Source organism: Rhizobium fabae, from assembly GCF_003985135.1.
GTDB lineage: Bacteria > Pseudomonadota > Alphaproteobacteria > Rhizobiales > Rhizobiaceae > Rhizobium > Rhizobium pisi.
Genome location: NZ_ML133651.1, coordinates 32217 through 44521, shown reverse-complemented (window position 1 = coordinate 44521; position 12305 = coordinate 32217). Strand labels below are relative to the sequence as shown.

Here is a 12305-nt window from a genome sequence, read left to right as displayed (position 1 = left end):
TCCATACCGGTGGCTGCCGCCGCAATAGCAAGTTCATCGTCCATCAGAGCTCGCATGGATCGAACCGAAAGCTCTGGATACCGAGTTTTGGTTATCTGAGAATGTAAAATTCTCGATCAAGAAACATTGAGATCCGCTCAAGTTCTACTATCCCTTAAGCTGCTGCTTATCGATCGACAAACGTAATTCCCTCCCTCATAACGAGTGTAGATGATTCTGCGGGGGACGATCGCGTGCATGATTTTGACAGGCCTTTATTCAAGAGATTGGCCAAGAACGACACTGGTGCGGCCAGAGGAAAGCAAGCAGGTGTCGTGATTCCGATATCACTTGATCCATTCTTTCCCACACTTGCTACTCCCTCGGCAGTCAACCCAGCGCCGAGCATCAGGCTGAACGCTGTCCTGTTTGATGGGACCAGCCAAGTTGGACTGGTCAATACCCGTTATCAATACCAATCTTGGGGCGGCACGCGCTTGGAGCCCAGACTGACCGACAACCTTGGGCCTATAAGGGGAATCGCGGCTAGGGACGACTTTCTCGTGATCGAGCGCAGCCTTACTGATCCCCTTTTCTATCGATTGACCCTGCATAGAGCTGGCACTCCAGGTTATGCCGCTATGCTTGCCGCTGCCGGTGCACGGCGATGGGGAGCTGTAGATGCACGCGATACCCCCGTCAAAGAGACAGAGATTCTCAATTCCGAGCAGGATCAGGAAACGCGAGAACTGTCGCCCCTGGAGCTTTTTGACAACGATGCCGCCTTGACTGAAACGCGGGTCATGCGAATTGCGCGGTCGAAGGCATTCTCCAAGCGGGTGTTGCCCATCTATGACTTCCGGTGTGCGGTGTGCGGTACTGGACATGCGGGGGAGAAAGTATGGGAAGCAGAAGCAGCCCATATTGTCCCGCGAGGGGTCAAAGGCGCGGATGATGCTCGGAACGGATTGGCTTTATGCAGGTCGCATCATTGGGCATTTGACCAAGGACTTTTTGGCGTTCTACCCGATAGGAAGATAACTGTTCATCCGTCGGCAGCGGCGGACGTTCGGAATGCTCACCTTGTGGCATTCGATGGTCAGAAATTAAGGGAGCCCAATAACCCGGCGCTTCGCCCGGACGCGGAGGCGCTCGCTTGGCATCTTGGGAACGTTGTGAATAGCTAGTCGCCGGGAGCTAAAGTGGGCGGTTCTGAACTGTCTCTGGCCAAGGAGGTCGCCGTCGACAAATTGTGCTCAGCCAGCGCGAAGTGAAATTTTCCCTGGACGCGCCATGTAGTTGCTGACGTGAGTGATCAGTTCCATCAGGATCAGCTCTCTCATTCGATACCTGACCGAAATGTCCTTCAATGCCTCTTCCGGCATGGATGTCAGATATCTATCACTCGTCTGCAGTTCAAACGTGCGATCTCCGACGGCAAGCGTCGGGCTCGTCCAGATGGCTGCGGGAAGATCCTTCTGTTCGAAACCGAGAGGCGTTTCGATACCTAGTATGAAGGGGATCGGCCCACGCTTTTTCTGTGCGTAATCACATACGGCTCCGACCCGCACCAATACAGGAACACAGTTCTGGATATTGGCAGGCTCGATCTTGAACTCTTTTTCGATGATCTCAGCGATCGATGCGCCGAACATCTCCTTTGACCTTCCTTCCTTCCAGTCGTCGGGAAGGGTAAGGACCGCGCCCCAGGCATCTGGCGGTCCAGATCCCACTTCAACATGCAGCATCTGGTTCAGCGCACCTGCTGCTTCGGGCGTCAGCGCGGGCAACTTCTTCTTGTATTGTGTCACGGCCTGTTTCCAGATGTCTTGGGTATCCGAACCAGACATCGCGTGGAGCCTGTCTACGAGGAGCGGTGCGAATACCGAATTGATCGCACCGCGAATATCTGCCTCCACGTGCTTTTTTCCGACCGCCTCAGTAGCTAGACGACTAAGTGAAATATCCAGCTCCCCCGAAAAATCCTTGCTTGTTCTCTTCTCTACCGGAATGAGTTTCAAGAGAGATGCCAAGGTCGAGGCGGCGGCTTGATGAACTTCTGCTTCCCAGGAAAGCAGCGCGTGGATCTGAGCGTTTTTTGTAACCTGCGCCTTCAGAGCCTCCCTCATGTTTTCGGGGTCTTTGAGGGCTCCGGTGTCGAGGGCGATGTATTCCTTCTTATCGAAAGGTATGACGGCGAGAGGGCGCGCATGTGGTTCCTCGATGGCGTCCTCCAGATACTTCGCGAGTTCCTCGGCCTTTTGAGGATGTTGTGTCCACAACACGAGGACATACGGTCCACCGTCCTCACCAATGTTCGCCTCCAGGATGGACGCGATCGTTGCGTAATGCGGTTTTTCGTCCGTTCCGAGGACTCCACTATTCAGATGCAGATCCATGAAAAGGACGCGGACACCACCGAAGTGAGCCTTCTGAAATTGGGATCCGTTGTAGTGCAAACCAACGGAGGGGATCCCCAGCGCCTGAAACACAGAACCGATGGCATTGAGATGACTGATTTCATTATCGACAACAATAAAGCGAGCTGGCGTAAACACTATTCAATGCCCTTGAACTGCAATCCCAAAACAGCACCGTCGAACTCATCTGGTATATCTGCATCGACGCGATTCGGAAATATCAGTTCACCATCGTTAAGTTGCATCACCAGGTTTGTATAATATAGACCAAGGCCCATTCCTTCGGCCCTTCGCGTAAAGAACGGACGCACGAGATCCTCTGGAAGATCCTGGAAACCCGGTCCCGTGTCGGCCATGACAATGGCCGGGCCGCTGCCAAGGTCGTCGACAATATTCAGATAAATGGCGCGAGGCGATGGCTTTGCCGAGATATCCTCGGCCCAGCGCATCTGCACCCAATGTAATGCGTTATCGATCAGATTATTCATAGCCCCAAGCATGAGGCCAAATGAAAACACTGCCTCCGTGTCGGGCGCATCATCTTCGAGAGCAGGGCAAACCAGCCGAACATTGTGAAGGCGAAATCTCACCCGGTTGATGTTCCGGGCTTCCCGAAGGAGATGCTTGAGGCTGTTCCGCGCCTTGGCGCCTTTCCGCAGAAGCTCAGAGAAGCCGTCCAATACTCGAACAAGTTCCCGTGCCTGGATCTCAAGCTGTTGTGGATTCGAGCCCTCTCGAAGAGCGTTGTGCAACACCCTTACACCACGCTCGACTTCATGGAACACCAGAGCAAGGCTTGTTCCCGAAATCCCGGCCCGGAGCATGCTCTCGCGCATCTCGTTGTAGTCCCGTTCGATCTTGTCGAGCAGGGGCGCAAATTCGTTCTCCAGGCGATGCCGCTTGAGGCCAGCCCGGAGTTCAGCCATCGGCTTCTGCAGCCGATCCACATCCGGATCACTCTTCGCTTGGGTCAAGGCTCTTATGCGATCCTTGTCGAGCTTGCGTTCAATTTCAAAGGTTGCCATTGCCCCGAGGACGACATCTCTCAATCGGGAGTATGCCACGCTTTCAACAAACCCTTCGCGATTGGTCTTCTCGATCAATGCTTGGCTGGTTTCGAGGTTCAATTCGATGTAACCGAGGATGATATTTCTGCTGATGTTACGCGTAGGGGCATTGACGCGGCGGAGATCGAGACCGAGCCAGTCATCGCCAGGTTCGCCGTAGTTGTATACCCTGATGCCATCGCGATAGACTCTAACACCGCCCTGCTCATCCAAAATGCTTTGGATGAGTTTATTGTCGCCCAACCGACCGATAACTTCACGGTCCCTGTCAAAAACAAAGAACTCGCCGCGGATCGGTCCTATGCCCGCGGTCGTGGTAGCATCGGCAGTTTTCTTCTTTCGTCGTCCCGACGATATGGGCGTGCCGAAGTCATCAAAAACAGCACTTTCCACAACTTCAAGAGGGAGTCCTGCCGACTCAGCTGTCCTCTTCTCGACTTTCAACCCTGGAACTCCGCGAAATTCGTAATTCCAGTCATAAATCCCTTCGTCCAGATTGAAGGTGAAATGCCAGGGCGCGCGCTCCAGGAGAGCGCCCATATCCGGCACATCCCGCAACCAGTCTGGCTCATCTGGAACCGACAGCGTGGCATCGAACTGATCCGAGACATTGGAGAATGGTGACGTGATTGAGGTTATCTGCCTCAGCAGGCGTCGAACTTCACCCCTTGTCCAGTTCTTCTCTTTCAAATCTTCGATGAGGATGACAGTTCCCGTCGCATCATCCTTGAAGATCTTGGGATCTCTCTCGATGACCTTAACATTTGCATCCGATAGAAACGCCTTCCCGGCCATATCGCGCCAGTCAATCTCGACGAAGCATTCCCGCTTGCCGGATGCGCGAGTGACCATGCGTATCCGGTCGCCAAGTTTGTGCACGGCAAAGCGGCCGAGTCCCTTTTCGCCTAGTGGCAAACGGGCCTTTGCGGTGCGCTGCCGAGCTTTGCGTTGCAGGCCGCGATGGTCGTGTGCAGGAACTAGCCAGATATCCCTGATGGTCTCCAGACTCATCCCCGTTCCATCGTCTTTCACGCGGATCTTAGGGTTCTCGGAATGGACATCCAGAAGGCTGACTTTTACCTCCGACGCATCCGCATCATATGCGTTCTTCACCAACTCAAAGACCGCGAGGCGCGGTGATCCAATCAGCTCATCTCCCAAGAGTTGAAGGATCCGAGCACGCGGTCGAAATGGTAGCGAGATGGTATTGTCTGGGCTTGGCACTTCGCTTCCTTCTCCAACACGCGCACTAACGTCCTAGCAGAAAGTTGTAAAAATTCGAGAGACAACGGTTCTGAAAGTAAAGGTTTCGATTTCGAACCGAGCTACCGTGAGAGGTAGCAATCAGCTCTTCCGAATCCAAAACGATTTTCAGGAGGCTCTCGTCTTCGACAGGCGCGCCGCGATCTGCGCCGCCAGCGGCCGTGCCGCTTCGACGGCGGCCACGACGGCATCACACCATGGTTCCATCGCGATCCTCTTCAGGAGAAGGCGCTGCGACTGGCTATAGGCAGTCCTGGTGATCGCCGCGGCACCTCGCGCTGCCGTCTCTTGCGTTGCCCGGTCCGCGCCTTGGCCTTCATGATCAATTACTGCGGAGACGGCATCGCCTCGCGTCGTCCAGTCCTCCACGAGTGTCGCCAATGTCCGACGAACATCGTGGGGAGACCAGTCCGGAACAGTGACGCCTGCAAGGGTAAGTAGGTCCGGAACGCCTGTTTCACGGCCCTTTTCGTCAAGGCCGCGTAGCCGGAAAAGTAATTTGTTGATTGCCGAACCATGCAGGTGCCCTTTGCTCCCATCCCTCGAACGCCGTGCGGCCGGGAAGAGCCAGTTCGAGTTTGTCTTTTCTTCGATGGTCGGACGAAGGATCGACATCGCAGAAGGTGGGATTGGCAGGACATGCTCTCGACGGCCCTTCATGACGTGTGGAGGGCGATACAAAATTCCCCAACCGTTTCCTGACCGGATATCTTCGATCAGTTCGCCACGAGCTACCGAGACAGCGGCTTCGCGACGATGGCCGGTGAAGGCCAGAAGCCAGAGGGCGGCGAGTGTCCCCCCGTTTATCTTCGCATTGATCGATCTTCCAGGTAATCGTCGTGTAGCCTCGGCCAACGCGATCGTCATGCCGAGATCGTCCAGCGTTGGTGCTCGAGTTTTGACTTCCTCGACATGAAGCGCCGCCACGTCACGCCACCATCCGCTTATGCCGACAAGACCCGCCGCCGCCGGGTGATGCTTCCGGGCCCACGTCAGCGCCGCTTTGATATACGCCAATCCCTTCCGGCTTGCAGAGCCACCATGAAGGTTGGCGAGGTCGTTGCGGTAGGTCTCAAGCGTGCGCTCGTCCAGCTCACGGAGTAGTCTGCCCGCGATTGCGAGGTATGGCTGTTGACGCATTAGAACCTCGACATCGTTCAGCGTGTTTGCTGATGGAGGGCGACGCTGGCCGCGGACGACGCGCCCGACCTTAACGTGATCGTCGCGATATCGTTGCATCAGTTCGGCAAGCGTCCATTCATTCCGTTCCTTGCCCTCGCGCCTCAAGACGACACCGACGGCCTCGTCTGCGGATGCTCCGGCGAGGCGCGCATCTATCCAAGGGTTCGGGTCAAGGCCAGACTTGAGCATGCCGCGAACATGGGAAGCCATTGCGCGCGCCTGCACTACGGTCCAGCGAGAAGCCGAGCCGAGCGTCGCGGTGTTGTCACGAAATTTCAGACACCACGTTGCGTTGAAGTTCCTAACCCGGAGCTTGAGTCCTGGTTCGCGTACGTCCGACCACTCCTGATACTTTGTCTTCCCGGCTTCCGCGAGGCGGATTGCGTCCGCCAGATGGTAGTTTGTCAGTACGCTCCGAATGACCATTTCACGAATCCTTGTACCGTCTGGGTACCGATTTCAATCCAAGGATTCAATCCTTGCAAGGACATCGATGAATCCTTGCTTGAAGCGAAAGCCGTTTTATGTCAACAATTTACTCGTTCTTCTCATGGTAGGGTAAAGGACTCGATAAAATTGGGAAGAGGAATCATAATCCTTGTGTCGGGGGTTCAAATCCCTCCTCCGCTACCATCTTATCACCGACAATTCGGTGTCGATCAGGCTAGACAGGTAGCCTTTTATCCCGATCTCATAAACCTCACCGATTTCAGTAGGATAGACAACTACCGCTGTGACGAGCTGGCGGAACGGACCTAGCAAGTCCAATGGTGTCGCCAAGCTTTTCTATCTTGAGAGCGATCCGACCTTCATGTCAGCGTCCAACGCCGGGCCGAGAATGCCGCTTATCCTGCGCCTGCTCGGGGCGGAAGCCTTCGCCGCGGGTGCGGCGCCGATCGTCGTCAAGTGCACGGCTCGGGCCTCATCGAGGCGGGCGACCCCAAGCCACGTTGGGGCAACGTCTAACCTCACGACTGTGGATGGTATCCTCTAGGCATGGTTGAAAATCTCAGGTAAGTAGTTTCGAACAAGCTCCTCGCCCTGAGATCACTCATGATAGACCCACAGCTCCGCCGCGTTCTCTCCCTGATCAAGGAGGAGGGCTCCGTTTTTGTATTCGAAAACTGCGATCCCGACGAAGAATTTCCCGGAATCTCGCGGGGGGAGGAGAGCGGCCTCATAAAGCGGCAACTTGGTAGCGTCGGCCTGTATTTCGAGTTGACAGCAGCAGGCCGCGAAGTCATGGGCATGTCGCCGACATTTGGTGACAGAATGTGGCGGTATCTGCGGTCGTTCGGCCTTGCGACGAGGCCCACAGTTAAGCCGTAAGGCATTTTGTTCATTCGCGACCGGTCAGATCCGCGTCCTTTTCATTTATTTCCGCTTTAGACGTCGTCACTTCGGCTCTGGCTGCTGTATAACTGGCGGCGGTGTTTCGCTCTTCCCGCTGCCTCGATCGAATGGCTTGATCACGAGGATGCCGAGGATCGACGCTATCATCGCTCCGATGATGATTGCCATCAGCATTTTCATGGGCTCGCCTCGCGCCGCAAACGCCGGTCGTTATTGCCGATGGTGAAGATCTGGCGGCCGGTTGCCGGTCCGGCCCTTGCCGCGCGGCGCCTTGGGTATAGGGCTGCCGATCAGGTCCAATGCATCATCCGGAAGCAGGGTAATGCCGGCGGCTCTCGCGGCGGCGATGAAAGCCTTGCGGGCTCGAGCACCGCCTGACTGATCTGTGAGAGCGGTCAGGCACGCAACCAACGCTCGCTGGAATATCGGATCCCCGGCTTTCTTGGGCCAGTCATCGCATATCAGCATTCCGGCCAGATCAGCGACGGTGCGGGCGCTTCGATAGCTGCCGACACCATGGATTTGAGCGGATATCATTTTGATCGGGACGGGTGACGGGTCAGTCAAATCGGACATTTCAGCACCTCACGAATCACAAATCCGCGACTCAACAAATGTCGAGGCGATTCGTTCCGAAGTGACCATTTGCTTTCGAAGGAATCTTCGAGAACGGCTTCCGACCGCCGCCTTGTCCTCGTCAAAACCGTCGTGGAGCGGCCGGCTTGTTTCCGACGATGGCGTCGATGCGGTCCAGCACATCGGGGGTAAGCTTGTCCTTGTGGGCAAGCGCAGCAAGATTGTCCTCCAGCTGGCTCATCCGCGAGGCTCCAAGGATCACTGTCGAGACATTGCGGTTGGAGAGGCACCAGAGCAGGGCGAGGTGGGTGATCGAAATGCCGATCTGTCCGGCGAGATCTGCCAGCTTTGCGACTTGGGCAAGCTGCGCGCGGCCAGCGTCGCTGGTCCATTTCTCCTTCAGCCATTCATAACCCGGCAGGTTCATGCGGCTGTCGTCGGGTACGCCGTTATTGTACTTGCCGGTCAGGACGCCTGATGCAAGCGGCGACCAGATCGTGGTGCCGAGCCCGATCAGATCGTAGAGCGGCAGATAGTCGGCTTCGACCTTCTGGCGTTCGAAAACATTGTACTGCGGCTGCTCCATCGTCGGAGGCGTGATACGCAGATCGCGCGCCACCGCATAGGCTTCGGTCAATTGCTGGGCTGACCATTCCGACGTGCCCCAGTAGAGGACTTTACCCTGGGCGACGAGGTCGTGCATGGCACGAACCGTTTCCTCGATCGGCGTATCGATATCGGGACGGTGGCAGAAATAGAGATCGAGATAGTCCACCTGCAGGCGCTTGAGCGCCGCATGCGCGGCGTCGGTGACGTGCTTGCGCGACAGTCCGCGCTGCGTCGGCTTGCTGCCGCCCCAGAACACTTTGCTCGATACAATGAAGCTATCCCGGCTCCAGCCCAAGGTCTTGAGAGCTTGCCCCATGACGATCTCGGATTTTCCGCTTTCGTAGCCTTCGGCATTGTCGAAGAAATTGATGCCGCTGTCATAGGCGCGCGTCATCAGACTGACGGCATCGCTGCCATCGACCTGCCTGCCGAACGTAACCCATGATCCGAACGAAAATTCACTGACCTGCAGGCCGGATTTTCCAAGACGACGATATTCCATGGCACGGTCCTCCGAGACAAAGATGCGGCAACATAGACGCATAGCAGAAGCAAACACAATTGCCTTCTCGCAGTGCAGGCCGTTGAGCAGGCACCGCGATACGACAGCTGCGTGTTTTCGAAATCATGATTGAACGGAGGGAGCGACCGAGGCACCGGCCTCATCCCTCCGATGTTCCGGAGGGATTGCCGCCTCTCATTCGCCGATCAAACGAGGAAATGAAAATTGTCGTATTGCGCACCGAAATAATCGGGGCCGCTGGTTTCGGTGATGATCGGTTCGCTATCGAGCAGAAGATAGTCGATCGGGCCGTAGGCGCTGAGATCGATCAACTGGGGATGGTCGATGCTGTCAGCGGTTACGGTCACCGTGGTCGAGAATACGATATTGTCGTTCAGCCGGCCTTCGATCGTCAGGACGTTGTCATAGTCGGCTGTGCCGTTGGCAACCTCGAATTGTTTCACCTGGAATGGGCCGCCATCAGCTGAATAGATGGGTGTCCAGAATACGCCGCCCGACAGAAAGTGGTTGCCGTCAGCCTCTTTCTGCACGGTCGCGTCGTCGCCGTCTCGCCAGGCGCCCCAATCGAAGCCCTTGTAGCCGGTGGGGAAGTCGTGCTTGCCGACATCCTCGAAATTGACGAAGACGTCGCCACGCTCCGGCAGGTCGACGGCGATATTGAGCAAGCCGAAATCGGTCGCGCCTCTGCCGTCCGAGATCTTGAAATTGAATTGGTCGGTGAGCTGATCTCCCGGGCCGAGCGCTGCTACGACCGGGTTGGTGTGATCGAGCTCATAGGTGTAGTTGCCGTTGGAATAGACGGTCAGCGTGCCGTATTTTCCTTCGATTGTCGTGGTCGTGGCAGGCCCGTCCGGATCGGCCGGCTGCGGAATTCGCTGTCCATTGACGAAGTTGAGACGCACCCGATCTCCATCGGTATCCCTGTCACTGGTGTTGTCCAGAATGTTGCCGTCGATCGGGTTGTCGATGTTGAAAATAGGCTGGTATACGTCACCTGCGACCGGCTTGTGGTTTGCCATTTCCATCCCCCGTTTGCTTTGCCCGAGTATGCAACCCTATCGGGTATCTGGCAACGAAAATGAGGGCGCGTAATCCATCACCGTGCGCTTATGATTGTGCGTCGCGGAACGATCTCCGTCTCAGAACGGCAATCCGACGTAGTTTTCCGCGAGCGCCGTCGAGGCTGCACGGGAATGTGTGAGGTAGTCGAGCTCCGCTTCCTGGATCTTCTGATCGAAATCACCGGTATCGGGAAAACGGTGCATCATCGTCGTCATCCACCAGGAGAACCGTACGGCTTTCCACACGCGGGCGAGCGCCCTTTGCGAATAGGCGTCGATGCCGCCATTCGAGCGTTCCTGGTAATGTTCGAGGAGCCCGGAGAAGAGGTAGTGGACGTCGCTGGCTGCGAGGTTCAGCCCCTTGGCGCCGGTGGGCGGCACGATATGGGCGGCATCGCCGACAAGGAAAAGCCGGCCGAAGCGCATCGGTTCGGCGACGAAGGAGCGAAGCGGGGCGATCGATTTCTCGAAGGACGGCGCGGTCGTTAACGCCTCTGCGTGATGTGCCGGCAGGCGCCGTCTCAACTCGTCCCAGAAGCGGTCATCGCTCCAGTCCTCGACCTTTTCATCGAGCGGGCACTGGATGTAGTACCGGCTGCGCGTGACCGAGCGCATCGAACAGAGCGCAAAGCCCCTCGGGTGGTTGGCGTAGATCAGTTCATGGCTGACAGGCGCCACGTCGGCCAGCAAGCCCAGCCAGCCGAAAGGATAGACCTTCTCGAAAATCCTGATTGCCCGCTCGGGGATGGCCTTGCGGCTTGCTCCGTGAAAGCCGTCGCAGCCGGCGATGAAGTCGCAATCGATGCGATTGACAATGCCGCCCTTTGCGTAGGTGACGAAGGGAGAGCGACCGTCGAAATCATGCGGTGTGACATCGGCGGCGTCGTAGATTGACAGGGCGCCGCTCATTTCGCGCCGCTCCATCAGATCGCGCGTCACCTCCGTTTGTCCGTAGACGGTGACGCGCCTGCCGCCGGTCAATTCGTGCAAGTCAATGCGGTGGTCGCGTCCGTCGAAGGCGAGTGAGAAGCCGTCATGCGGAAGGCCTTCGGCATGCAGGCGTGCTCCTGCCTTGGCCTGATCCAGCAGACCGACGGTGCCTTCTTCCAGGACACCGGCGCGGACCCGCCCGAGGATATAGTCCTTGTTCACGCGGTCGAGGATGACATTGTCGATGCCGGCTTCGGTCAGAAGCTGGCCGAGCAGTAGGCCGGATGGCCCCGAACCGATGATGGCGACCTGGGTTCGCAAATGCTTCCCTCCCTGCATTCTTGCGTTTTGCCAGATTCTGCCGCGTCGCCCCTGCCGCAACAATGGACATTCCAGCCTAAAAATTGCACTAATCGAACATTGGTGCGGGAGGAGCCCAATGAGCAGACATGTACCGACCTATGAGCTCTATGGCGAAAATACCGGGCGAGAGCCGGATTTTTGGTTGCATTGCGAAACAATTCGCTCCCGCAGCAGCCTGCATCAGTGGGAAATTCGCCTGCACCGCCACGAGAGCTTCTTTCAGATATTGTACATCGAGGCCGGTTCGGGGGATGCGATTTTCGGCGAGAAGAGCCATGCCATCCATCCGCCGGCGATCATCACCGTTCCCCCCGGGCTCAATCACGGCTTTCGCTTTTCACGCGATATCGACGGCTTCGTCATCACCATCATGAAGTCCCACCTCAGCCATCGGCCGGGCGAGCGAAGCCATCTCGGCGAATGGCTGGCGACGCCGCATCTGACGCCGCTCGATGCTGATAATGCCGAGGCTGCTCATGTGATGCAGACGTTGAGACGGTTGGGCGATGAATTCGAAAACCGCCGCAGCGGCCGCAATGAAGTGCTGGCCGCCTATGTCTCCCTGGCGCTGCGGCTGACGGCAAGGATTTCCCGGGAAGGGAACGCGCAGGAGCTTCCGTCAAACGAGAACGCGCAGCGAATGGAAATGCTAAACGAATTGATCCAGCAGCATTTTCGATCGCACAAGCCCGCTTCCTTTTATGCGAGGGAAATCGGGGTTTCGCCGACACATCTCACCCGGATCGTCCGGTCGATGACCGGCAATACTCCCCATGAAATGATCGCGGGCAAACTCATCGAAGAGGCGAAACGTCAGCTCGTTTTTACGCTCGCCAGCGTTCAGGAAATCGGATTTCGGCTCGGTTTTGCCGATCCCGCCTATTTCTCGCGCTTCTTCCTCAAATATACCGGAGAAACGCCGCGGGTCTGGCGCATGAAGGAGAAGGTCCGGCTTGAAGACGCGTAGGTTTTCTTCACG

General features: G+C 56.8%; 11 protein-coding genes. 3 read left to right on the top strand and 8 right to left on the bottom strand.

Going from position 1 to position 12305, the window contains the following annotated elements; all coding sequences use genetic code 11:
- Window positions 1-233 precede the first annotated feature (233 nt).
- Window positions 234-1166 (top strand): HNH endonuclease, encoded by a 933-nt coding sequence (locus tag EFB14_RS15745; protein WP_164737538.1) that lies wholly within the window; start codon window positions 234-236, stop codon window positions 1164-1166.
- Between the two features lie 69 nt (window positions 1167-1235).
- On the opposite strand, the gene EFB14_RS15740 is transcribed toward EFB14_RS15745, so the two are convergent.
- The 3 genes from EFB14_RS15740 to EFB14_RS15730 all read right to left on the bottom strand — a co-directional run bounded on the left by EFB14_RS15740 (window position 1236) and on the right by EFB14_RS15730 (window position 6337).
- Window positions 1236-2537 carry a hypothetical protein gene (locus tag EFB14_RS15740; RefSeq protein ID WP_126826783.1) on the bottom strand — a complete coding sequence of 434 codons (1302 nt, stop codon included), beginning with the start codon at window positions 2535-2537 and terminating at the stop codon, window positions 1236-1238.
- Window positions 2537-4627, bottom strand: a complete 2091-nt coding sequence (locus EFB14_RS15735) for an ATP-binding protein (protein ID WP_210302840.1) — start codon at window positions 4625-4627, stop codon at window positions 2537-2539. Before EFB14_RS15735 ends, EFB14_RS15740 begins: the two co-directional genes overlap by 1 nt.
- 210 nt (window positions 4628-4837) lie before the next feature.
- Complete coding sequence (locus EFB14_RS15730; RefSeq protein WP_126826776.1) at window positions 4838-6337, bottom strand: integrase arm-type DNA-binding domain-containing protein; 1500 nt, start codon at window positions 6335-6337, stop codon at window positions 4838-4840.
- A gap of 627 nt (window positions 6338-6964) precedes the next feature.
- Here EFB14_RS15730 and EFB14_RS15720 point away from each other — a divergent pair.
- Complete coding sequence (locus tag EFB14_RS15720) at window positions 6965-7240, top strand: hypothetical protein (protein ID WP_125847171.1); 276 nt, start codon at window positions 6965-6967, stop codon at window positions 7238-7240.
- Window positions 7241-7306: 66 nt separating this feature from the next.
- On the opposite strand, the gene EFB14_RS32920 is transcribed toward EFB14_RS15720, so the two are convergent.
- The 5 genes from EFB14_RS32920 to pobA form a co-directional block, all read right to left on the bottom strand.
- Window positions 7307-7444, bottom strand: a complete 138-nt coding sequence (locus EFB14_RS32920; protein ID WP_164737537.1) for a hypothetical protein — start codon at window positions 7442-7444, stop codon at window positions 7307-7309.
- A 30-nt stretch (window positions 7445-7474) separates the two neighbouring features.
- Window positions 7475-7840, bottom strand: a complete 366-nt coding sequence (locus EFB14_RS15715; protein ID WP_126826773.1) for a DUF982 domain-containing protein — start codon at window positions 7838-7840, stop codon at window positions 7475-7477.
- Between the two features lie 121 nt (window positions 7841-7961).
- On the bottom strand, window positions 7962-8951 hold the full coding sequence (locus EFB14_RS15710) for a potassium channel beta subunit family protein (RefSeq protein ID WP_126826770.1): 990 nt from the start codon (window positions 8949-8951) through the stop codon (window positions 7962-7964).
- A gap of 206 nt (window positions 8952-9157) precedes the next feature.
- A complete protein-coding gene (locus tag EFB14_RS15705) occupies window positions 9158-9991 on the bottom strand; it encodes a VCBS domain-containing protein (protein ID WP_126826767.1) in 834 nt (277 codons plus the stop codon).
- A 120-nt stretch (window positions 9992-10111) separates the two neighbouring features.
- Window positions 10112-11284, bottom strand: a complete 1173-nt coding sequence (gene pobA / locus EFB14_RS15700) for a 4-hydroxybenzoate 3-monooxygenase (protein ID WP_126826764.1) — start codon at window positions 11282-11284, stop codon at window positions 10112-10114.
- Between the two features lie 118 nt (window positions 11285-11402).
- On the opposite strand from pobA, the gene EFB14_RS15695 reads away from it, so the two are divergent.
- Window positions 11403-12293: a helix-turn-helix domain-containing protein gene (locus EFB14_RS15695; protein ID WP_126826761.1), complete on the top strand. Its 891-nt coding sequence runs from the start codon at window positions 11403-11405 to the stop codon at window positions 12291-12293.
- Window positions 12294-12305 lie beyond the last annotated feature (12 nt).

Excerpts from the sequence above, each read along its gene's own strand:
- EFB14_RS15715 (WP_126826773.1), bottom strand. The coding sequence starts at position 7,840 with ATGTCCGATTTGACTGACCCGTCACCCGTCCCGATCAAAATGATATCC.
- EFB14_RS32920 (WP_164737537.1), bottom strand. The coding sequence starts at position 7,444 with ATGAAAATGCTGATGGCAATCATCATCGGAGCGATGATAGCGTCGATC.
- EFB14_RS15730 (WP_126826776.1), bottom strand. The coding sequence starts at position 6,337 with ATGGTCATTCGGAGCGTACTGACAAACTACCATCTGGCGGACGCAATC.
- EFB14_RS15720 (WP_125847171.1), top strand. The coding sequence starts at position 6,965 with ATGATAGACCCACAGCTCCGCCGCGTTCTCTCCCTGATCAAGGAGGAG.
- EFB14_RS15710 (WP_126826770.1), bottom strand. The coding sequence starts at position 8,951 with ATGGAATATCGTCGTCTTGGAAAATCCGGCCTGCAGGTCAGTGAATTT.
- EFB14_RS15705 (WP_126826767.1), bottom strand. The coding sequence starts at position 9,991 with ATGGCAAACCACAAGCCGGTCGCAGGTGACGTATACCAGCCTATTTTC.
- EFB14_RS15695 (WP_126826761.1), top strand. The coding sequence starts at position 11,403 with ATGAGCAGACATGTACCGACCTATGAGCTCTATGGCGAAAATACCGGG.